At 75.2% G+C, this 21,057-nt stretch carries 19 protein-coding genes; 14 read left to right on the top strand and 5 right to left on the bottom strand.

Annotated features, from left to right (window positions below):
• The first annotated feature begins 24 nt into the window (after positions 1–24).
• The 3 genes from ACI79E_RS12485 to ACI79E_RS12475 all read left to right on the top strand — a co-directional run bounded on the left by ACI79E_RS12485 (position 25) and on the right by ACI79E_RS12475 (position 2,328).
• A complete protein-coding gene (locus ACI79E_RS12485) occupies positions 25–1,113 on the top strand; it encodes an ABC transporter permease (protein WP_456932865.1) in 1,089 nt (362 codons plus the stop codon).
• A complete protein-coding gene (locus ACI79E_RS12480) occupies positions 1,110–2,039 on the top strand; it encodes an ABC transporter permease (protein ID WP_456932864.1) in 930 nt (309 codons plus the stop codon). The genes ACI79E_RS12485 and ACI79E_RS12480 overlap by 4 nt, the downstream gene beginning before the upstream one ends.
• A 106-nt stretch (positions 2,040–2,145) precedes the next feature.
• The gene (locus ACI79E_RS12475) at positions 2,146–2,328 is read left to right on the top strand and encodes a hypothetical protein (RefSeq protein ID WP_456932863.1); all 183 of its coding nucleotides are present in this window, start codon (positions 2,146–2,148) and stop codon (positions 2,326–2,328) included.
• A gap of 113 nt (positions 2,329–2,441) precedes the next feature.
• Here ACI79E_RS12475 and ACI79E_RS12470 read toward each other — a convergent pair whose 3' ends face one another.
• Positions 2,442–2,801: a DUF6221 family protein gene (locus ACI79E_RS12470; RefSeq protein ID WP_456932862.1), complete on the bottom strand. Its 360-nt coding sequence runs from the start codon at positions 2,799–2,801 to the stop codon at positions 2,442–2,444.
• Positions 2,802–3,027: 226 nt separating this feature from the next.
• On the opposite strand from ACI79E_RS12470, the gene ACI79E_RS12465 reads away from it, so the two are divergent.
• Positions 3,028–3,840, top strand: a complete 813-nt coding sequence (locus ACI79E_RS12465) for an SDR family oxidoreductase (RefSeq protein ID WP_456932861.1) — start codon at positions 3,028–3,030, stop codon at positions 3,838–3,840.
• A 3-nt stretch (positions 3,841–3,843) separates the two neighbouring features.
• Here ACI79E_RS12465 and ACI79E_RS12460 read toward each other — a convergent pair whose 3' ends face one another.
• From ACI79E_RS12460 to ACI79E_RS12450, 3 genes are all read right to left on the bottom strand, one after another.
• Positions 3,844–5,244, bottom strand: coding sequence for an FAD-dependent oxidoreductase (locus tag ACI79E_RS12460; RefSeq protein WP_456932860.1), 1,401 nt, complete (start codon positions 5,242–5,244; stop codon positions 3,844–3,846).
• A gap of 77 nt (positions 5,245–5,321) precedes the next feature.
• Positions 5,322–6,254, bottom strand: a complete 933-nt coding sequence (locus tag ACI79E_RS12455; protein WP_456932859.1) for a GGDEF domain-containing protein — start codon at positions 6,252–6,254, stop codon at positions 5,322–5,324.
• Positions 6,255–6,382: 128 nt separating this feature from the next.
• Positions 6,383–7,333 (bottom strand): S1C family serine protease, encoded by a 951-nt coding sequence (locus tag ACI79E_RS12450; RefSeq protein WP_456932858.1) that lies wholly within the window; start codon positions 7,331–7,333, stop codon positions 6,383–6,385.
• A 105-nt stretch (positions 7,334–7,438) separates the two neighbouring features.
• Here ACI79E_RS12450 and ACI79E_RS12445 point away from each other — a divergent pair, with 105 nt between their 5' ends.
• Genes ACI79E_RS12445 through ACI79E_RS12425 form a run of 5 tightly spaced genes read left to right on the top strand, consistent with a single transcriptional unit; the run spans position 7,439 to position 13,387 of the window.
• A complete protein-coding gene (locus ACI79E_RS12445) occupies positions 7,439–9,412 on the top strand; it encodes an alpha-amylase family protein (RefSeq protein ID WP_456932857.1) in 1,974 nt (657 codons plus the stop codon).
• Positions 9,409–10,605, top strand: coding sequence for a carboxylate-amine ligase (locus ACI79E_RS12440; protein WP_456932856.1), 1,197 nt, complete (start codon positions 9,409–9,411; stop codon positions 10,603–10,605). The genes ACI79E_RS12445 and ACI79E_RS12440 overlap by 4 nt, the downstream gene beginning before the upstream one ends.
• 10 nt (positions 10,606–10,615) lie before the next feature.
• Entirely contained in the window at positions 10,616–11,407 is a 792-nt protein-coding gene (locus ACI79E_RS12435) for an SDR family NAD(P)-dependent oxidoreductase (RefSeq protein ID WP_456932855.1), read from the top strand.
• Between the two features lie 4 nt (positions 11,408–11,411).
• Positions 11,412–12,698, top strand: coding sequence for an erythromycin esterase family protein (locus ACI79E_RS12430; RefSeq protein ID WP_456932854.1), 1,287 nt, complete (start codon positions 11,412–11,414; stop codon positions 12,696–12,698).
• A 5-nt stretch (positions 12,699–12,703) separates the two neighbouring features.
• Positions 12,704–13,387: an alpha/beta hydrolase gene (locus ACI79E_RS12425; RefSeq protein WP_456932853.1), complete on the top strand. Its 684-nt coding sequence runs from the start codon at positions 12,704–12,706 to the stop codon at positions 13,385–13,387.
• On the opposite strand, the gene ACI79E_RS12420 is transcribed toward ACI79E_RS12425, so the two are convergent.
• Positions 13,384–14,808, bottom strand: coding sequence for an NAD(P)/FAD-dependent oxidoreductase (locus ACI79E_RS12420; RefSeq protein WP_456932852.1), 1,425 nt, complete (start codon positions 14,806–14,808; stop codon positions 13,384–13,386). The genes ACI79E_RS12425 and ACI79E_RS12420 overlap by 4 nt on opposite strands.
• A 121-nt stretch (positions 14,809–14,929) precedes the next feature.
• Here ACI79E_RS12420 and ACI79E_RS12415 point away from each other — a divergent pair, with 121 nt between their 5' ends.
• The 5 genes from ACI79E_RS12415 to ACI79E_RS12395 all read left to right on the top strand — a co-directional run bounded on the left by ACI79E_RS12415 (position 14,930) and on the right by ACI79E_RS12395 (position 20,892).
• Positions 14,930–15,586, top strand: a complete 657-nt coding sequence (locus ACI79E_RS12415; protein ID WP_456932851.1) for an alpha/beta fold hydrolase — start codon at positions 14,930–14,932, stop codon at positions 15,584–15,586.
• Between the two features lie 4 nt (positions 15,587–15,590).
• Complete coding sequence (locus ACI79E_RS12410; RefSeq protein WP_456932850.1) at positions 15,591–16,757, top strand: ROK family protein; 1,167 nt, start codon at positions 15,591–15,593, stop codon at positions 16,755–16,757.
• A gap of 214 nt (positions 16,758–16,971) precedes the next feature.
• Positions 16,972–18,516: a sugar ABC transporter ATP-binding protein gene (locus ACI79E_RS12405; protein WP_456932849.1), complete on the top strand. Its 1,545-nt coding sequence runs from the start codon at positions 16,972–16,974 to the stop codon at positions 18,514–18,516.
• Entirely contained in the window at positions 18,513–19,697 is a 1,185-nt protein-coding gene (locus ACI79E_RS12400; protein WP_456932848.1) for an ABC transporter permease, read from the top strand. The genes ACI79E_RS12405 and ACI79E_RS12400 overlap by 4 nt, the downstream gene beginning before the upstream one ends.
• Before the next feature lie 136 nt (positions 19,698–19,833).
• Positions 19,834–20,892, top strand: coding sequence for a substrate-binding domain-containing protein (locus ACI79E_RS12395; RefSeq protein WP_456932847.1), 1,059 nt, complete (start codon positions 19,834–19,836; stop codon positions 20,890–20,892).
• Positions 20,893–21,057: the final 165 nt, after the last annotated feature.

Raw genomic sequence — 21,057 nt, 5'->3', positions numbered from 1 at the left:
CCACGTCACCGCGGGGGCCCCGGAGTGAGTGCCCCCACGGCGCCGGTGCAGACCGATGCACCGCCGGTCCCGCTGCACGGCGGCCTGCGGCTGCTGCGCGACCTGCTGCCCTACGTGCTCGCCCTCGTGCTCGCCTTCCTCGTCTCCGGCGTGGTCATGGCGGTGCTCGGGTACGACGCGTTCGGCGCGTTCACCACGATCCTGTCGACGTCGTTCAAGACGACGTTCGGCTTCACCGAGACCCTCACCAAGTGGGTCACCGTCGTCCTGCTGGCGCTGGCGTTCACCATCCCGCTGGCGGTCGGCCGGTTCAACATCGGTGGCGAGGGCCAGCTGCTGGTCGGCGGCACCGCCGCGGCCGGCGTCGGCATCGTGTACGCCGACCTGCCGACGGCGGTGCTGCTGCCGCTGGTGCTGCTGGCCGGGGTGCTCGCCGGGCTGGTGTGGGCGGGCATCGCCGCCCTGCTCATGGGCCGGTTCGGGGTGAACGAGATCCTCAGCACCGTCCTGCTGAACTTCGTCTCCTTCCAGGTGCTCGACTACGCCGCGACCGAGGTGTGGGCCGATCCCGCGGCCGGTGTCGCGGCCACGCAGACGGTGGCGGAGTCGGCCGAGCTGCCCGTCCTCGGCGGGCCCCCCGGCGTGCACGCCGGGATCCTGCTGGCGGCGGTGGTCAGCCTGGCGAGCATCGTCGTCACCCGGCGGACGGCGGCCGGCTTCGAGCTGCGGGCCGCCGGCACCAACCCGCGGGCCGCGGCGATCAACGGCATCCGGGTGGGCCGCGTCGCCGTCGTCGCCCTCGTCGTCGGTGGGGCGCTGGCCGGGCTGGCCGGGGCGATCGAGGTGTCCGGCGTCCACGGCCGGGCGATCGAGGGGATGCAGGCCAACTACCTGCTGCTCGGCATCATCGTCGGGCTCATCGCGCGCGGGAACGCGCTGTGGGTGCCGGTGGTGGCCTTCGGCATCTCGATCCTCGAGGTCGGGGCGAGCTCGATGCAGCGCACGGTCGGGGTGCCGGCCGAGATGGTCCTCATCATCGAGGCCCTGATCCTGATCTTCCTGCTCCTGTCCGACGTCATCGCCGGGCGACTCGCGCGGAGGGCCGCGGCATGACGGAGTTCGAGACCCTGGCCCAGCTCACCGTGATCGCCACGGTGCCCTACCTGCTGGCCTCGCTGGGCACGATGCTCGGCGGGCTGGCCGGCGTCTTCAGCGTCTCGCAGGAGGGCGTCATGGTGCTCGGCGCCTCGGTGGGCTTCCTGGTCAGCTACGGGGTCGGCAGCAACACGGTCGGGATCGTCTGCGCCGCGGCCGTGGGCGCGCTGTTCGGGCTCGTGCTCGGCTGGGCGACGACGTCCCTGCGGCTGGACCAGTTCGTCATCGGCCTGGCGCTGTTCTTCGCCGCGACCGGCCTGGCGGGGCTGCTGTTCCGGGTGGTCGTCGGCCAGTCGGGGTCCCAGCCGCTGATCGTGACGCTGCCACGGGTGGAGATCCCGCTGCTCAGCGACATCCCGGTGATCGGCACCGTGCTGTTCTCGCACAACCTGCTGGTCTACCTGGCGGCGCTGGTGGCGGTCGGGCTGTACGTCTTCCTGTACCGCACGCGCGCCGGGCTGGACCTGCGGGCGGTGGGGGAGAACCCGAAGGCGGCCGACAGCCTCGGCATCCCGGTGGCCCGGACCCGCATCTGGACGGCGACCGCCGGCGGCGCGCTCATGGGCGTCGCCGGGGCGTTCCTGCCGATGGTCTACACCGGCACCTTCACCGAGGGGATCATCGGCGGCCGCGGGTGGCTGGCCATCGCGCTGACGTTCTTCGGCGGGTGGCGCCCGCAGTTCATCGCCGCGGGTGCGCTGTTCTTCGCCGCGATGGACGTCATCGCACTGCGCGCCGAGGTCGGCGACGTCGGCATCCCGAGCCAGGTGCTGCTCGTGGTCCCCTACGTGGCCACCCTCCTGGTGATGATCTTCGCGTTCCGCTGGGCGCGGGTGCCGGCGTTCCTGGGCAGGAACTACGACCGGGAGAGCCGCACCGCCTGACGCCCGGGGTCCGGCCCGGTGCGCCGGGCCGGACCCCCGGAACCGTCGTACCCCCGGCCTAGCGTGCGAGGTGTCCAGCACAGGGGAGCGTCCCGGGGAGGCCGCCATGACCCGCACCGTCACCAGCCTCGACGACCTCGACCTGGAGATCGCCGTCGCCTCCATCGCCCTCGGTGTCGCCCGCAGCGCGGAGGCGCACTGCCCGTCGGCGGAGAACACCCGGCTGGTCGAGGAGGCCCGGGCGTCGGTCGACGCGCTCCTCGACGAACGCCTCGCGACCGCCGCCTGACACCCGTCGTGGGGTCCGGGGCCCGGTCGGGTCAGGTGTCCCGCTGTCGCTCCAGGGGACACGACCGCGCCTCGTCGGTCAGGAGCAGCGGGCGCGCAGCCCGTGCGGGCAGGTCACGGCTGCCACTCCTCGCGGTAGTCCGGGTGGCCGGCGTACGGCAGGGCGAGCAGGCGCAGGACGGTGTGGCCGGGCAGCGGTCGACCCGCTCCGCGGCCCTGCCCGGGGTCGACCTCGTAGCGCATGTGCTCGACGATGCGTCGCTTGGCGTAGCACTCGGCCAGCAGGCGGTTCGGTGCGCCGTCGGCGGGTGCACCGTCGGCGACGGCGAAGACGGAGTCCATGCCCTCGCGGACCCCGGGGTCGAGCCTGCCCCGGTCGGAGTCGGTGACCTTCGCCCACAGCTCGGCGAGCTGGACGGCCACCGTCTCGTCCTCGGCGATGCGGTGCAGCAGGAAGTCGGCGAGGTCGGGCATGGGCCGATCCTCCACTCCCAGGACGCCGCGCGGTGGTGTCGCGCTCCGGCGGCGGAGCGGTCGGCGACGAGGTGTCTCGTCGCGGGGTTCCGGCGCCCCCCGTGCCGGGCCGGGTGCACCGCTGGACCGGTCCGGACCCACCATGGGGCACCGGACGGTCCGGTGTGTCCCGCGGTCCCGACCGCTCCGGCCTGCGGCCGGCCCCGACCGTTCCTAGCCTTCGGCCATGAGCGAGAGCGCGCGCGGGTCCAGGGTCGCCGTCATCACCGGCTCCGAGTCGGGCATCGGCCGGGCGACCGCGGTCGCGCTCGCCGAGGCCGGCTGCGACATCGGCGTCACGTGGTACCGCGAGCAGGCCGCGGCGGAGGCCACCGCCGAGGAGGTCCGCGGGCTGGGCCGGCGCGCCGAGGTCCGCCACCTGGACCTCACGCAGCTGCCCGGTGCCGCGGACGTCGTCGACGACCTGGCCGAGGCGCTCGGTGGGGTCGACGTGCTGGTCAACGACGCGGGCACCGGCCACATGTCCACCGTCCTCGACACCGACTACGCCACCTGGCGGGAGGTGCTGGCCACCGACCTCGACGGCGCCTTCCTCTGCCTGCAGCGGGCGGCGCGGCGGATGGTGGCCGCCGGCCGGGGCGGGCGGATCGTCAACATCACCAGCGTCCACGAGCACCAGCCGCGGGTGGGCGCGGCCGCCTACTGCGCGGCCAAGGGCGGCCTCGGCCTGCTCACCCGCGTCGCCGCGATCGAGCTGGCCGAGCACGGCATCACCGTCAACGCCGTCGCCCCCGGCGAGATCGCCACCCCGATGACCGGCCAGGAGGACGAGGACCCGACCGCGCCCGGACACGAGCGCCCCGGCGTCCCGCTGCGCCGGCCCGGTGACGCGCGGGAGGTCGCCGCCGTCGTCGCCTTCCTCGCCTCCCCGGCGGCGGGCTACGTCACCGGTGCGTCCTGGCCGGTGGACGGCGGGATGCTGCAGATGGGGCCGATGGCCGGCTCGCACATGACGACCGACGACTGGCGCCGCCCCTGAGCCTCAGCCGGCCAGCAGCTCGAGCAACCGGGCCCGGTCCGGACCCGGCGCCGACGGTGGCGGTGGGGCCTCGGCGTACCGGGCGATCCGCTCCTGCATGCCCGGTCGGGCCATCACCTGCTGCGGGAGCGCGAGGCAGGTGACGATCTCCATCAGCCCCCGCAGCACCTCCGGGTCGCACATCGCCGCGGTGAGGAACCGGACCTGTCGCGGGTCGGGGGGCGGTGGCTCCCGGCCGGCGCGGATCGCGTCCATCTCCGCGATGCGGGCCCGGTCCGCGGCGACCTGGGCGCGGTAGAACGGCGCGACCTCCCGCTCGGTGACCTCGTCGAAGACGCGCGCCAGCTGTCCGGGGTCGTCGAGGTGGTCACTCACCGCCTGGCGCAGCTGCTGGGCGTGGACCATCCCGACCGACAACCCGCGGCCGGCCGAGGGGTTGGTGCACGCCCACGCGTCGCCGACGGCCAGCATGCCGGTCACCACCGGCTCCCCGTCGACGACGAAGCGCCGGTGGCAGTCCAGGACGCCGGCCATCGACACGACATCCGTGAGCGGCCGGCCGTCGAGCCAGTGCGCCTGCAGAGGGCACGCCGAGACCACGCGGGTGAAGGCGTCCGGGTCGCGCAGCGCCTTGAGCGGGGCATCGCCGGTGGGCCCGAACACGGTCACGGACCAGGTGTCGTTGTCCCCTATCAGCGTCAGGATCGAGATGCTGCCGAGAGGGACGAGGGCGCGGCCGATCCGCCGCGGACGGTCCGGTCCGGTGAAGTAGCGGGTGTAGTAGACGAAGCCGCTGTCCTCGCTCTCCAGGTGGGGCCCACGGGCCCCGAGGTCGGCCAGCCACGCCGCGCTCGGCGTCCGGCGTCCCATCGCGTCGACGACCAGGTCGGCGGCGATCTCCTCCCCGGTGGAGGTCCGCACACCGGCCGCGTGCGGGACGCCGGGCAGGGCGGCCGGTCCGGGCAGCAGTCGGGTTCCCCGGAGTCCGCGGCGCACGGTCACCCCGGGGTGCTCCCGGGCGGCAGCCGCGACGACCGACTCGGTCACCGGGCGCCGGCCGGTGACGAACCGGATCCGCTCGTCGCCCTCGCGCGGGGTGCGGTCCTCGACCGTCGGCGGCAGCGGGTCGAGGTAGTCCTCCCAGACGCACCCGGCGGCGAGCAACCGGTCGGTGAGGCCGGGCAGCTCGGCGTCCGCGACCGCCCGGAACCGGGCGAACAGGTTGTGCGGCTGCCGGAACTGCGCGACCCCCTTGCGGCGCCAGTCGTCCCAGGCCTCGACCGGGGTCCCCGGCGGGTCGAGCGGATCGGCCTCCAGGACGGTCACCTCGTGGCCGTCGTCGGCGAGCATCATCGCCGTCGACAGTCCGACGACGCCCCCGCCACACACCACGATCGCCGCCATGCCGGCCTCCCCCCGGAGGGACACGGCCACCGTCCCCCGCCCGCGGGGGCGGGGACAGGGTCGGACGGCCCGGGAGGTCAGGCGGGGCGGCGGCTGTGCCGCTTGTGCCGGTAGAGGTCGGCGTCGGCGCGCAGGAGGAGCTCGTTGAGGGTGTCGCCGGGGCCGGCGGTGGCGGTGCCGGCCGACCAGGACGCCGGGTGGCTGGCCCGCAGCCGGGCGAGCAGCTCGGCGGCCGAGGCGGCGTCGGTCGAGGGCAGGCACAGCACGAACTCGTCGCCGCCGTAGCGGCCGAGCAGGTCGGCGGTGCGCAGCTCGCTGCTCCACGCGCGGGCCAGCGACTGCAGCAGCGCGTCACCGGCGCTGTGCCCGTCCACGTCGTTGATCGTCTTGAACCCGTCGAGGTCGAGGACGGCGATGGTCAGCGGCTCGTGGGTGCGCAGCGCGTGCGCGAGGCTCCGCTCGGCGCCGGACACCCACGCCCGCCGGTTGGCCAGCCCGGTGAGCGGGTCGGTGCCTGCGGCGCGGTGCAGCGTCGCGGAGACCCGGGTCTGCGCCTCGACCAGGGCGGCGACGGTGACGACGGTGGTCAGCCAGGGCAGGGCGATGCCGGACGGTGCCGCGGCGACCGCGCCCGTGGTGGTGACCGCGAGCAGGTAGACCGCGTGCCCGCGGGCGGCGTTGCGCGGCAGGTAGTGGGCCGTGTAGACGGCGACCGCGACCATCGACGGTCCCAGCCCCACGACGCCCACGGCGGTCACCGAGCGCCAGGCCAGCACGGCGATCAGCGTGGCCATCGTGGCGACCGCGACGTGCACACCGCGGGGACCGATGCGACGGCGGCCGAACCACAGCAGCGCCGAGCCCCCGCAGCCCACGGCGGCCAGCGCCCAGAGCAGCCCGACCGGTGTCTCCGCGGTCAGCGGCCGCACGGCACCGAGCAGGCACAGCGCGCCGCTGACCCCGTACAGCAACGACAGCAGCGCCGTCCCCACCGGCCGTTCCGCGAGCATGTGTGTCCCCCCGTTCGTCCCGGTCAGCATCGGCCGGACCGGTGACGTTCCGCAGTGCGACGGCGGGACCTGCCTCCAACGGGGGAGTCCGGCGGCCACCCGGCCGGGGGGACGGCGGCCGCCGTCGGTCACCCGCCGGTGAGCTCGCTGGGCACGGTGACGACGTCGACCATCGCCCCCCGGCGGGAGACCGTCACCGGCAGCGGCTGCCCGATGGCGTCCTCGAACAGCAGCCGCTGCAGGCTCTGCGCCTCCGCCACGGGACGGCGGCCGGCCTCCAGCACCAGGTCGCCGGCCTTGAGCCCGGCCCGGTCGGCGGGGGAGCCCGGGACGACGTCGACGATGCGCAGCCCCCGGCGGCGTCCGGTCCGCTCGGCGAGCGCGGCCGGCAGCGGTGCGGGCGTGCTCACCAGGCCCAGGTAGGCCCGGCGGACCCGGCCGTCCCGGACCAGCGCACCGACGATCCGCCGGGTGGTGTCGTTGACCGGCACCGCGAGTCCCAGGCCCCAGCCGGCGACCGCGGTGTTGATGCCCACGACCCGGCCCGCGGAGTCGGCCAGGGCGCCGCCGGAGTTGCCGGGGTTGAGTGCGGCGTCGGTCTGGATCACGTCCTCCACGACGCGTGCGGTCCGCCCGTCGCGCGTGGGCAGCGACCGGCCCAGCCCGCTGACGACACCGGCGGTGACCGAGCCCGCCAGGCCCAGCGGGTTGCCGACGGCGACGACGAGCTGGCCCACGCGCAGCTCGGTGGCCTCGCCGAGCTCCGCCGGGGGCGGGGTCGCCGTCCGGGCGCGCACCACGGCGAGGTCGGACAGGGGGTCGGCGCCCACGACGTCGACGTCGGTCTCGCTGCCGTCGGCGAACACCGCCCGGCCGCGCCGGGCGCCGCCGACGACGTGGGCGTTGGTGAGCATGAGCCCGTCCCCGGGAACGACGACCGCCGAGCCCGCGCCGCCGCGCCCGCCGGGCCCGGTGACCTGCAGGGCGGCCACGTGCGGGGTGAGTTCGGCGGCGACGGCGGTGACGATGCGCGAGTAGGCGTCCAGCGCCGCGGTGTCGGGATCGGGGGCCAGGGACACGGGACCGCCTCCTCGATTACACGATTACGCGCACGATTGAACGCCTCCCCGCGCCCGCCCGGCAGGTGTCATGCCGTGGGCGAACAGCGCCCCGATACTGGGCCGGTGACGGTCTCGGCGGCCGCGCGCCGGGAGGCGGCGGAACGGGCATGGGCGGGGCTGCGGCCCCGGGTGGAGGAGGCCGCGGTCGCCGCGCTGGGCGGGGCCGAGGGGGACGCCTTCCTCGCCCGTGCCGACCTGGCGGTGTACGACGTCCACGAGCCGCTGGCCATCCTCTACGGGGCGGCGGCCGACGAGCTGTTCGAGCGGGCGGTGCACGTCGTCCTCGCCGCCGCCGCGGAGCGGCCGGAGCCGCTGCGCCGGCTGGACCGGCGGCGCGAGATCGACCCCGCCTGGTTCCAGCGGGCCAGCACGCAGGGCTACGTCTGCTACGTCGACCGATTCTGCGGCACCCTGGACCGGCTGCCCGGCCACCTCGACCACCTGGTCGAGCTCGGCACCACCTACCTGCACCTCATGCCGCTGCTGCGGCCGCGCGAGGGCGAGAACGACGGCGGCTACGCCGTGGCCGACTACCGCTCGGTGGACCCGCGGCTGGGCACCATGGCCGACCTCGAGGCGGTGGCGGCGGCCCTGCACGAGCGCGACATGAGCCTGTGCATCGACCTCGTGCTCAACCACACCGCCCGCGAGCACCCGTGGGCGCAGGGCTGGCTGGCCGGCGACCCCGCGTACGCCGGCTTCTACACCGCCTTCCCGGACCGGACCATGCCCGACGCCTACGACGCGACCATCCCGGAGGTGTTCCCCGACCGGGCGCCGGGGTCCTTCAGCTGGGTGCCCGAGGCCTGCGGCGGCGCCGGCGGGTGGGTGTGGACGACGTTCTGGCCCTACCAGTGGGACCTCGACTACTCCAACCCCGAGGTGACGCTGGCCGTGCTCGGCGAGATCGCCTGGCTGGCCAACCGCGGCGTCGACGTCTTCCGCATGGACGCCGTGCCGTTCATGTGGAAGCGGCTGGGCACCAGCTGCCAGAACCAGCCGGAGGCGCACAGCCTCCTGCAGCTGCTGCACGCGCTGGCCCGGTTGGCCGCCCCGGGCGTCGTCTTCAAGGCCGAGGCGATCGTCTCGCCCGACGACCTGGTGCCCTACCTCGGCGGGCACGACCGCTTCCGGCCCGAGTGCGAGCTGGCCTACCACAACCAGCTCATGGTGCTGCTGTGGAGCAGCCTGGCCACCCAGGACGCCCGGCTGGCCCGCACCGCGCTGCGCCGGATGCAGCCGATCCCGCCGTCGTCCACCTGGGTCACCTACGTGCGGGGGCACGACGACATCGGCTGGGCGGTCACCGACGAGGACGCCGCGGCGACCGGCGTCGACGGCTCCGCCCACCGACGGTTCCTCAACGACTTCTACTCGGGCCGCTTCCCGGGCTCCTTCGCCCGCGGCGCGCTGTTCCAGGAGAACGAGGCCACCGGCGACGCCCGCATCTCCGGCTCGGCGGCGTCGCTGTGCGGCATCGAGGCCGCGCTCGAGGCCGGCGACGACGCCGCGCTGGACGCCGGGATCCGCCGGCTGGTGCTGCTGTACTCGGTCGCCTACGCCTTCGGCGGCATCCCCCTGCTCTACATGGGCGACGAGCTGGCGATGCGCAACGACGCCGGCTACCTCGACGACCCCGAGCGCGCGCCGGACAACCGCTGGATGCACCGCCCGCCGATGGACTGGTCCGCCGCCGCCCGTCGCCACGACCCGGCCACCCTCGAGGGCCGCGTCTGCGCCGCGGTGCGCCGGCTGGGGGAGGTCCGGCGCTCGCTGCTCGCGCTGCGCGGCGGGGTGGAGTCGGTCGTCCTGGACGTCGGGGACGACGCGGTGCTGGCGTGGTCCCGGCGGCACCCGCGCAGCGGCACCTTCGTCGGCCTGGTGAACTTCTCCCCGGAGCCCCGGACGGTCGACGCCGACACGGTCACCGGGTTCGGCACCTTCGACCAGGTGCACGGCAGCGACGGCCCGCTGGAGGTGGTCGAGGGGCGGTTGGGTGTCCCCGGCCTCGGCTTCGCCTGGTTCGCCGAGCCGTGAGCCCCCCGGGGGACGAGGAGGTCACCGCGCCCGCCCGTCCCGGACCCGACCACCCGCCGCCGCCCGGGGCGACGGTCGGCGTCGAGGAGGAGTTCCACCTCGTCGACCCGGACACCCTCGCGCTCACCGCGGCGCCGGAGGTCGTCGCCGCCGCCCTCCGCGGCACGGCCGGTGCGCACGTCCACGCCGAGATCGCGACCACCCAGCTGGAGACGGCGACCGGTGTCTGCACCACCCTCGCCGAGCTCCGCGCCCAGCTGGTCACCACCCGCACCGAGGCCGCGGCCGCCGCCGCCCGTGCCGGGCTCACCCTCCTCGCCGCGTCGACCCACCCGTCCGGCTCCTGGCGGGACCAGCCCATGACCGCCGACCCCCGGTACGACGAGATGGTCACCCGCTGGGCCGTCCTCGCCCGCCAGCAGGACATCTGCGGCTGTCACGTGCACGTCGGCGTCCCGGACCTGGAGACGGCGGTCGCCGTGATGGACCGCGCGCGGCCCCACCTGCCGGTGCTCCTCGCCATGACCGGCAGCTCGCCCTTCCACCACGGTGTCGACACCGGTTACGAGAGTTTCCGGACGCCGTGGTGGTCGCGTTGGCCCAACGCCGGGCCGCCCGAGCACCTGGGCAGCGCCCGGCGCTTCCGGGAGGTCGTCGACGCCCTGGTGCGCGGGGACGCCATCGGCGACGGCCGGCACCTCTACTGGGACCTGCGCCCCTCGACCCGCTACCCCACCCTCGAGTTCCGGCTGGCCGACGTCTGCACCGACTTCGACGCCGCCGTCCTGCACGCCGCGCTGGCCCGCGCGCTGGTGCGGGTGCTGGCCGGCCGCGCCGAGGCGGGCGAGCCGTGCCCCGAGGTCCGCCCGGAGCTGCTGCGCGCCGCGCGCTGGCGGGCGGCCCGGGACGGCCTGTCCGGCGAGCTGTTCGACCCCGTGCGCGGCGAACCCGTGCCGGCGCGGACCGCCGTCGACGGTCTCGTCGGGGAGCTCGCCGACGACCTGCGGGCGCACGGCGAGGAGGACGAGGTGGCCGCCCTGCTGGACCGGCTGTGGGCGCTGGGCACCTCCGCCGCCCGCCAGCGCCGCACCTGGGAGCGCACCGGTGACCTCCGGGCGGTGGCGGCCCAGGTGGTGCGCGAGGGGGCGGTGGCCGGCGACCGGCCGAGGAGTGGCCGCCCGGCACCGGGGTAGGGCAGGCCGCATGACGGAGACACGCCCCCTCGCCCTCGTGACCGGAGCCTCCAGCGGGATCGGCCTGGAGCTGGCCCGGCAGTTCGCCGGCGCCGGGTTCGACCTCGTCGTGAACGCCGAGGACACCGAGCTGACCACCGCCGCCGAGCAGCTGCGGTCCGGGGGCACCACGGTGCAGGCGGTGCAGGCCGACCTCCGCACCCCCGCGGGCGTCGAGGCGCTCTGGGCCACCGTCCAGGCCACGGGGCGGCCGCTCGCGGCGGCCGCGCTCAACGCCGGCGTCGGCAAGGGCGGGGCCTTCGTCGACAACCCGGTCGAGGACGAGCAGGCCATCATCGACCTGAACGTCACCTCGACCGTCCGCCTGGCCAAGCTCGTGGTCCGCGACATGGCCGCCCGCGGCGAGGGCCGGGTGCTGTTCACCTCCTCGATCGCCTCGACGATGCCCGGGCCCTACCAGGCGGTCTACAACGCCTCCAAGTCCTTCGTGCAGTCGTTCGCCGAGGCGCTGGCCACCGAGCTGCGCGACACGGGGGTCACGGTCACCTCCCTGATGCCGGGCCCCACGGACACCGAGTTCTTCGAGCGCGGGGACCTGCTGGACACCAAGCTCGGCCAGGGGCCCAAGGACGACCCCGCGCAGGTGGCGAAGCAGGGCTTCGAGGCCCTCATGGCCGGCAAGGACAAGGTCGTGGCCGGCTCCCTGCTCACCCGGGCGCAGGCCGCGGCCAACTCCGTGCTGCCGGACAAGCTGAAGTCCGCCGGCCACGCGAAGATGGCCGAGCCGGGGAGCGCGGAGTAGGGCCATGGCCGACGGCCTGCGCGACCTGGCCCGCCCGCTGCGGGAGCCCGCCGACCTCGACCCGCTGCTCGAGCGGATCGGCGACGCGCGCATCGTGGCCATCGGCGAGGCCAGCCACGGCACCCACGAGTACTACGCCTGGCGGGCGGCGCTGACCCGGCGGCTCGTCACCGAGCGCGGCTTCGGCCTCGTCGCCGTCGAGGGTGACTGGCCCGACTGCTACCGGGTCAACCGCAGCGTCAAGCTCCGCCCGGGAGCCGACGAGGACCCCCGTGACGCCCTCGACGCCTACGCCCGGTGGCCGACGTGGATGTGGGCCAACGACGACGTCGTCGACTTCTGCCGCTGGCTGCGGGAGGTCAACGCCGCGCGGCCCGAGGCCGCGCGGGTGGGGTTCTACGGCCTGGACGTCTACAGCCTCTGGGACTCGATGCACGAGCTGGTCGGCTGGCTGCGCGAGCACGAGCCGGAGCACGTGGCGAAGGCGACGCAGGCCCTGGCCTGCTTCGAGCCCTTCGGGGAGGACGGCGCCGAGTACGCCTTCGCCACCCGCTTCGCGCCCACCACCTGCGAGCAGACCGTGGTCGAGCTGCTGCGGCACCTGTGCGAGGAGCGCGGCCGGCCGGCCCCGGCCGACGACCCCGAGGCCCACCTGTCGGCCGAGATGAACGCCGCGGTCGTCGCCGGGGCCGAGCGGTACTACCGGGCGATGGTCGGCGGCTCGGCGGAGTCGTGGAACGTCCGCGACGTGCACATGGCCGACACCCTGGACCGGCTGCTCGAGCACAGTGACGCCAAGGCCGTCGTCTGGGAGCACAACACCCACGTCGGCGACGCGCGGGCCACCGACATGGCCGACGCCGGCATGGTCAACGTCGGCCAGCTGGTGCGTGAACGGCACGGCGCCGGCGACGTCGTCCTCGTGGGGTTCGGGAGCCACCGCGGTGGGGTCGTCGCCGGGCGGGAGTGGGGCGCGCAGGTGCAGCGGATGGAGGTGCCCCCCGCACGGGTCGGCAGCCTCGAGGCGCTGTTGCACGAGGAGCTGGGGGAGGACGCCCTGCTGGTCTGGCCCCCGGACGGGCCGCGCCCCGCCGCGCTGGACCGGCGGCTGGACCACCGCGCGATCGGCGTGGTCTACCGGCCCGAGCGCGAGCGCTGGGGCAACTACGTGCCCACCGTGCTGGCCCGGCGCTACGACGCCTTCCTCTACCTCGACACCAGCCGTGCGCTGCAGCCGCTGCACCTGGAGCGGCCCGACGAGCACGTGCCGCCGGTCGCCCACGCGGTCTGAGGCCGGTGCGCGAGGCGGCCGACGGGCGGCTGGACAGCCGTCCGTCCACGAGCCCCGCCGGGCGGCCGTTCCCCGTCGGCCTGACGTCGCTGGACCTCGGCGGGCGGGCCGAGGCGCTGGTCGCCGTCCCCGACGCGGACGGACCCCGGCCGCTCCTGGTCTTCTGCCACGGCGCCGGGGGGACGGCGGCGCAGGGCCTGGTCGCCATCGGGGAGGCCGCCACCGCCCGCGGGGTGATCGTGCTGGCGACGACGTCCGTGGCCCGCACCTGGGACCTCATCGCCGGCGGCCTCGGCCGCGACGTCGCGGTGCTCGACGCGGCCCTCGGCCGGGTCCTCGGTGCCCACCCGGTGAGCCGGGTGGCGGTCGGCGGCTTCTCCGACGGCGCCTCCTACGCGCTCTCCCTCGGGCTGGCCAACGGCGACCTGCTGGACACCGTCCTGGCCTTCTCCCCGGGCTTCGTCGCCGCGCCCGCGCACCGGGGCTCCCCGCGGATCTGGATCTCCCACGGGACCGGCGACCGCGTGCTGCCGGTCGACCGCTGCGGCCGGCGGGTGTCCCGGGAACTCGCGGCCGCCGGGTACGACGTCACCTACGAGGAGTTCGACGGCGGCCACGTCGTCCGGCCGGACCTCGTGACCGCCGCCCTCGACGGCTGGCTCGGCGACCGGCGCGCAGCGGCGCGCTAGGCGGAGCGGCGCTCGGTGACGTCCTCGGCCGGCGCGTCGGTGTCCTTGGGCCCGCCGGACTTGGAGACCGCGAACCCGGCGCCCAGCTGTTCGAGGGCGAGCCGCCCGTACACCTGCTGCTGGGTGGCCACCCGCTCGGCACGACCGCGGCCGAGGAAGCTGACGATCCAGTGCAGGACGGCGGTCAGGCGGCTCTTGAACCCGACGATGTAGGCCAGGTGGACCACCAGCCACATCACCCAGGCGAGGAAGCCCTCCATCTTCAGCTTCCCCACGTCGGCGACGGCGGAGAAGCGGGAGATCGTGGCCATCGAGCCCTTGTCCCGGTAGCGGAACGGGCCCTTCGGTGCGCGGCCGGCGATCCTCCGCTCGATCTGCTCCGCGGCGTAGCGCCCGCCCTGGATGGCCACCTGCGCGACGCCGGGCAGCCGGTCCAGGCTCATCATGTCGCCGACCACGTGCACCTCGGGGTGACCGGGCAGGGTGAGGTCGGGCTGCACGGAGATCCGCCCGGCGCGGTCGACCTCGGCGCCGGACTGCTCGGCCAGCTGCCGGCCCAGCGGGGAGGCCTGGACGCCGGCGGCCCAGATCTTGGTGGCGGCGGAGATGCGGCGCACCTGGCCGTCGCCGTCCTTGACCTCGATGCCGTTGGCGTCGACGTCGGTGACCATGGCGCCCAGCTGCACCTCGACGCCGATCCGGTTGAGCTGCCGGCGGGCCCGGTCGCCCAGCTTCTCGCCGAAGGACGGGAGGACGGCCGGGGCGGCGTCGAGCAGGATCACCCGCGCCTGCGTGGGGTCGATGCTGCGGAAGTCGCGGCGCAGCGTGCGGTGGGCCAGCTCGGCGATCTGCCCGGCCATCTCCACCCCGGTGGGGCCGGCGCCGACGACGACGAAGGTGAGCAGCCGGTCGACCTCGGCCGGGTCGGTGGCCAGCTCGGCCAGCTCGAACGCGCCGAAGATGCGGCCGCGCAGCTCCAGGGCGTCGTCGATGCTCTTCATGCCGGGGGCGAACTCGGCGAACCGGTCGTTGCCGAAGTAGGACTGCCCGGCGCCGGCGGCCACGATCAGCTCGTCGTAGGGGTGCACCGTGGTGCGGCCCAGGATGGTCGAGGTGACCGTGCGGGCGGCCAGGTCGATCCGGGTGACCTCGCCGAGCACCACCCGGGCGTTGCGCTGACCGCGCAGCACCTCGCGGGTCGGCGGGGCGATCTCGCCCTCGGAGAGGATGCCGGTGGCCACCTGGTAGAGCAGCGGCTGGAACAGGTGGTGGCTGGTCTTGCCGATCAGCGTGATGTCGACCGGGGCCTTCTTCAGCGCCTGCGCGGCGAACAGCCCGCCGAAGCCCGACCCGATGACGACGACCCGAGGCCGACCGGAGCGGGTGGTGCCGACGGGGGCGGTCTCAGGTGATGTCGTCATGATGAATCAGTCTCCCATTCCGGCTGCTCCCGGCCGTGCGCGGCTCCGCGCGATCCAGGTCACAGTCTCGCGCACCACCCGCCGGTCGGCGCCCCACGCGGGGAACCGGTAGACCGTTGCGGTGCCCACCCCCCGTCCCCGGCCCGTGTTCGTCCCCGGCCTGGGGCTCGACGCGCGCTCGTCCGCCCTCGTCCGGGCGCGGCTGCCCGGCGACGTCGTCGTCCTGCCGGGCATGGGCCTGCCGGGTCCGGTGCCCCCGCTGGAGGAGCTGGCCGCGCTCCTGCGGGCCGGGCTGGGGGAGGGGCCGGTGCTCCTGGTCGGGCACTCGCAGGGCTGCCAGGTGGTGGCCGCGGCGGCCGGCGACCCACGGGTCGCGGGGGTGGTGCTGCTGGGGCCGACGACCGACCCGCGGCTGCGGACCTGGCCGGTGCTGGCCGGCCGGTGGTTGCGGACGGCGGCCCGCGAGCCGTGGGCGCAGGTGCCGCGGGTGCTCGCGCAGTGGCTGCACACCGGCCCGCGGGCGATGTGGCGGCTGTGGCGGGTGGCCGCCCCGGACCGGATCGACGTCCGGCTGCGGGGCCTGCGGGTGCCCGTGACCGTCGTCCGCGGCACCCGCGACCGGCTCTGCCCGCACGACTGGGCCGCCGCCGTCGCCGCCGCCGCACCCCACGGCCGGCTGGTCGAGGTGCCCGGGGCCGCGCACATGACCGTGCACACCCACCCGGACGAGGTCGCCGCGCTCATCGGGGAGGGAAGTGGCGGGGCCGTGCCACGATGACGGCGTGGCGCACACATCTGCATCCGCCGGGGCGCTGCTGCGTCACGTGCGGACCGGTCGTGCGCGCAGCCGGGCGGACCTCGTGGCGCTGACCGGCGCGTCCCGCAACACGGTGAGCGCGCGGGTGGACCAGCTGATCGCGGCCAACCTGCTGGAGGAGGGCGGCCCGGGCTGGAGCACCGGCGGACGGCCCCCCACGCTGCTCCACTTCAACAGCCGCGCCGGGTGCGTGCTCGCCGTCGACCTCGGGGTGACCAGCGTCGACGTCGCGGTCACCGACCTGTCGGCGCAGATCCTCGCCACCGCGGGGCACCCCATCGACATCGCCGAGGGCCCCGGGCCGGTGCTGGCCGAGGTCGACCGGCTGGGCCAGAAGGTGCTCGCCGAGGCCGGTCTCACCCCGAGCGACGTGTGCGCGGTCGGCGTCGGCGTCCCCGGGCCGGTCGAGTTCTCCAGCGGCCGGCCCTCGCACCCGCCGATCATGCCGGGCTGGCACGACCACCCGATCCCCGAGGCGTTCCGCCGCTACGAGTGCCCCGTCTTCGTCGACAACGACGTGAACGTCATGGCGCTGGGCGAGATGGGCGTCGGCGGATCGGTGCAGGACGTGCTCGTCGTCAAGGTCGGCACCGGCATCGGCTGCGGCGTCATCGTCGACGGCCGCGTGTACCGCGGCGCCCAGGGGAGTGCCGGCGACATCGGGCACATCTACGTCGGCCGGCCCGGCGGGCCGGTCGTGGTGTGCCGGTGCGGCAACGAGAACTGCCTGGAGGCGATCGCCGGCGGCGGGGCGCTGCTGCGTGACGCCGTGGCCGCGGGCCTGTCGGTCAGCAGCGTCCGGGAGCTCGTCGAACGGGCGGCGCAGGGCGACGGTCCCACGCTGGAGCTGGTCCGCGACGCCGGCCGGACGATCGGCACGGTGCTCGCCGCGCTGGTCAACTTCTTCAACCCGCACCGGATCGTGATGACGGGGGGCGTGGCCCGCGCCGGCGCCCCGCTGCTGGCCGGCATCCGGGAGGCGGTGTACCGGCGCTCGATGCCGCTGGCCGCCCGCGACCTCGAGATCACCGTCAGCGACGCGCCCGACCTCTCGGGCCGCCTCGGTGCGGCCCTGATGGCGATCGAGGGCTTCCTCGACGAGGACGCGGTCCACCAGGCCCTGGCCCAGTAGGCCCGACGCTCCGCCCCCCGGAGCGCCCTCCTCCCGACTCCGCGCGGACGTTGCGGTTCGGTAACTGCCCCCCGGGACCTTGACCGGAGGTGACGCGGCTCATAAGTTCTCGCCTGACACGACTAATGGTCAATGGTGAGCAAAAGTCCGGGGGTGGCGTGGTGGTCGGTCCCAGCGAGCGCGCCGCGGCCCCGACCGCCGGAGGAGGCACGGAGTGACCACCCCTCTGCTGGAGATGCACGGCATCGTCAAGAGCTTCCCCGGGGTGCGCGCCCTGGACGGCGTGGACCTCGACGTCCGCGCGGGGGAGGTGCACTGCCTCCTGGGGCAGAACGGCGCTGGGAAGTCGACCCTGATCAAGGTCCTCGCCGGTGCCCACCAGCCCGACGCCGGGAGCATCACCTGGCGGGGTGAGCCGGTCTCCCTGACCACGCCGCAGGCGGCGATGTCGCTGGGCATCGCGACGATCTACCAGGAGCTCGACCTGGTGGCCGGCCTGACCGTCGCCGACAACGTCTTCCTGGGCCGCGAGCACGCCCGCCTGGGGCTGACCCGTCCGGCGTCGGCCAACCGCGCGGCGTCCGAGCTGCTCGCCCGGCTCGGCCACGCCGAGATCCGGCCCACCGCAGAGGTCGGCTCCCTGCCGGCGGCCTCCCAGCAGATGGTCAGCATCGCCCGGGCGCTGTCCCAGGACGCGAAGCTGATCATCATGGACGAGCCGTCCGCCGTCCTGGACAACGAGGAGGTCGAGCGGCTCTTCGCGGTCATGCGCGACCTGACCGCCCACGACGTCGCCGTCGTCTACATCTCCCACCGCCTGGAGGAGATCCGCCAGGTCGGGGACCGGATCACCGTCCTCAAGGACGGCCGCACCGTCGCCACCGGCCTGCCGGCCCGCTCGACCGCCACGCGCGAGGTCATCACGCTGATGACCGGCCGCGACATCGAGTACGTCTTCCCCGAGCGGCGCACCCGGCCGCACACCGAGGAACGACCGCTGCTGGAGGTCGAGGGTCTCGGCCTGCGCGGGCGCTTCTCCGACGTCTCCTTCTCGGTGCACGCCGGGGAGATCGTCGGGCTGGCCGGTCTGGTCGGCTCGGGTCGCTCGGAGATCCTCGAGACCGTCTACGGCGCCCGGCGGGCGACCGCCGGCACCGTCCGGGTCGGTGGCCGGCGGCTGCGCCCCGGCGACGTCGCCGCCGCCGTGTCGGCGGGCGTGGGCCTCGCGCCGGAGGAGCGCAAGAGCCAGGCCCTGCTGCTCGGCGAGTCGGTCTCGCGCAACATCAGCATCTCCAGCCTGCGCCGCTTCGCCCGGGGCGGCTTCCTCGCCCGCGGGTCGGAGAAGGCCGCGGCCCGCGAGCAGGTGCAGGCGCTCGACGTCCGGCCCGCCGACGTCGACCGCGAGGTGCGGACGCTGTCGGGCGGCAACCAGCAGAAGGTCGTCCTGGCCCGCTGGCTGCTGCGCGACTGCCGCGTCCTGCTGCTCGACGAGCCGACCCGCGGGGTCGACGTCGGTGCGCGGGCGGAGATCTACGCGCTGATCCGGGACCTGGCCGACCGCGGTGTCGCCGTGGTCGTCGTCTCCAGCGAGATCCCGGAGGTGCTGGGCCTGGCCGACCGCGTCCTCGTGGTCGCCGACGGCCGGGTGCTCGCGGAGGAGCCGGCCGGCGCGCTCGACGAGCACCGGGTGCTCGACCTGGTCATGGAGGACGCGGCCGCCCACGGCGCGCACGCACAGCACGAAGGGGACGTGGCATGAGCGGCAGCACGACCGCGGCGACCGGGGTGGGCTCCACCCCGGAGCCGGCCGGCACCGCGCCGGGGCGCACCGGCGGGAAGGGGCCGGGGTTCATGTCCGGCCCGGTGGGGCGCAACCTCGGCCTGGTGATCGCCCTGGCGGTGCTCTGCGTCGTCGGGGTGGCCACCGCCGGCGACCGCTTCGCCGACGTCGACAACGTCCTGACGATCCTGCGGCTGGCCGCCGTGATCGGCGTGATCAGCGTCGGGATGACGTTCGTGATCATCGGCGGGGGCATCGACCTCTCGGTCGGTGCGATCGTCGCCCTCTCCTCGGTGTGGGCGACCACGCTGGCCACCCAGCAGATGGCCGAGGACACCCACTGGATCGTCATGGTGTTCACGGCGCTGGCCGTGGGCGCCGGGGCCGGCCTGGTCAACGGCGTCGTGATCGCCTACGGCAAGCTCGTCGCCTTCATCGCGACGCTGGCCATGCTGGCCGCGGCCCGGGGCCTGGCGGAGATCATCGCCAACCGGCGCACCCAGATCGTCCAGGACCGCGACTTCCTCGCCTTCTTCTCCGGCGACGTCCTCGGCATCCCGACGCTGGTGATCATCTTCGCGCTGGTCGCGGTCGCCGGCTGGGTCCTGCTCAACCGGACGACGTTCGGCCGGCGCACCTTCGCCGTCGGCGGCAACGCCGAGGCCGCCCGCCTCGCCGGCATCCGGGTGCAGCGGCACACCATGTGGCTCTACGTGCTCTCCGGCATCACCTGCGGCATCGCCGCGGTCATGCTGATGGCCCGGACGACGACCGGCAGCTCCACCCACGGCACGCTGGCCGAGCTCGACGCCATCGCCGCGGTGGTCATCGGCGGCACGCTGCTCATCGGCGGCCGCGGCACGATCGTCGGCACCGTCCTGGGCGTGCTGATCTTCACCACCCTGGGCAACGTCTTCACCCTGAACAACCTGTCCAGCTCCGCGCAGGCGGTGGCCCGCGGCGTGATCATCGTCGTCGCCGTCCTGCTGCAGATGCGGCTGGCGACCGGCAGCTTCAGCCTCGGCCGGCTCGGCAGGGGATCGGGGTCCGGCAGCGCCACCACCGCCGGCGCGCCGTCCGGCACCCTCTCGGGCGGCTCCGTGCCCGGTGGGCCCGGCGGCACCCCGCCCGGCGCGACCACCGACCGCCCCCAGCCCTGACCCGTGCGCGGGCGGCAGCCGCCGCCCGCCCCCCAGCAGCACCACCCCTCGCCGGCCACTGTCCGGCGGGGAGCACCACCGACGCACCACCACCTGGCCGAGTCCTGCCAGGGAGGCTGTCCTTCGAGGAGATGACATGTCTGCAGCGAGGCGGCGCCCCTACCGGCGCCTGACGTCCACCGCGGTGGCTCTCGTGGGTGCCGGCGCCCTGATCGCCGGCTGCACGAGCAACACCCCCGAGGAGAGCTCCGGCGGAGGCGGTGGCGGGAACAACGCCGCCAGCTCGAACGACGAGACCGGCGACACCGTCACCATCGGCTTCTCCGCCCCGGCCGCCGACCACGGCTGGATGGCCGGCATCACCGAGGCCGCCCGTGCCGCGGCCGAGGAGTACGAGGACGTCGAGCTCCAGGTCGCCGAGGGCACCAACGACGTCGGCACGCAGATCAGCCAGGTCGAGACGTTCATCAACCAGGGCGTCGACGCCATCGTGCTGCTGCCCTTCGACGGCGCCGCGCTGACCCCGGTCGCGCTGCAGGCGATGGAGGCCGGCATCCCGGTCATCAACGTCGACCGCGAGTTCAACAGCCCGTTCGCCGCCCGCACCACGATCCTGGGCGACAACTACGGCATGGGTGTCTCGGCCGGCACGTACGTCTGCGAGCAGGTGGGCGACAACCCCAACGCGGTCGTCGCCGAGATCGCCGGCATCGACTCGCTGCCGCTGACGCAGGACCGCAGCCAGGGCTTCGCCGACGCGCTCAGCGAGTGCGGGCTGTCGGTCGCCAACCGCGTCGCCGCGGACTTCACCGTCGAGGGCGGCGAGGAGGCCGCGGCCAACCTGCTCCAGGCCGCGCCGCAGATCGACGCCCTCTGGAACCACGACGACGACCAGGGCGTCGGCGTCCTGGCCGCCATCCAGAACGCCGGCCGCGACGAGTTCATCATGGTCGGCGGCGCGGGCTCGGCCAACGCCATGCGCGAGATCGAGTCCGGCGAGTCGGTCCTGCAGGCGACCGTCATCTACCCGCACACGCAGGCCGCCGACGGCATCCGCCTGGCCCGGCTGATCGCGCAGGAGAAGTCGTTCTCCGACCTGGTCTCCCCGGAGGTCCCGCGGCAGATCGTGCTGAACGCCCCCGTCGTCACGGCGGAGAACGTCGACCAGTACATCGACCGCGCCTTCGAGTCCTGACCGACGTGGGGGGGGGGGGGGGGGGGGGGGGGGGGGGGGGGGGGGGGGGGGCGCCCCCCCCCCCCCCCCCCCCCCCCCCCACCCCCCCCCCCCCCCCCCCCCCCCCCCACCCCCACCCCCCCCCCCCCCCCCCCCCCCCCCCCCCCCCCCCCCCCCCCCCCCCCC

The sequence above is a fragment of the Geodermatophilus sp. SYSU D00079 genome (assembly GCF_054050635.1).
Note: the sequence above shows the minus strand (reverse complement) of the source record. Positions and strands in the feature narration are given on the sequence as shown.

Coding starts and splice junctions, on each gene's coding strand:
- ACI79E_RS12395 (WP_456932847.1), top strand. CDS start 19,834: ATGTCTGCAGCGAGGCGGCGCCCCTACCGGCGCCTGACGTCCACCGCG.
- ACI79E_RS12480 (WP_456932864.1), top strand. CDS start 1,110: ATGACGGAGTTCGAGACCCTGGCCCAGCTCACCGTGATCGCCACGGTG.
- ACI79E_RS12455 (WP_456932859.1), bottom strand. CDS start 6,254: ATGCTCGCGGAACGGCCGGTGGGGACGGCGCTGCTGTCGTTGCTGTAC.
- ACI79E_RS12470 (WP_456932862.1), bottom strand. CDS start 2,801: ATGCCCGACCTCGCCGACTTCCTGCTGCACCGCATCGCCGAGGACGAG.
- ACI79E_RS12435 (WP_456932855.1), top strand. CDS start 10,616: ATGACGGAGACACGCCCCCTCGCCCTCGTGACCGGAGCCTCCAGCGGG.
- ACI79E_RS12460 (WP_456932860.1), bottom strand. CDS start 5,244: ATGGCGGCGATCGTGGTGTGTGGCGGGGGCGTCGTCGGACTGTCGACG.
- ACI79E_RS12430 (WP_456932854.1), top strand. CDS start 11,412: ATGGCCGACGGCCTGCGCGACCTGGCCCGCCCGCTGCGGGAGCCCGCC.
- ACI79E_RS12475 (WP_456932863.1), top strand. CDS start 2,146: ATGACCCGCACCGTCACCAGCCTCGACGACCTCGACCTGGAGATCGCC.
- ACI79E_RS12420 (WP_456932852.1), bottom strand. CDS start 14,808: ATGACGACATCACCTGAGACCGCCCCCGTCGGCACCACCCGCTCCGGT.
- ACI79E_RS12465 (WP_456932861.1), top strand. CDS start 3,028: ATGAGCGAGAGCGCGCGCGGGTCCAGGGTCGCCGTCATCACCGGCTCC.
- ACI79E_RS12400 (WP_456932848.1), top strand. CDS start 18,513: ATGAGCGGCAGCACGACCGCGGCGACCGGGGTGGGCTCCACCCCGGAG.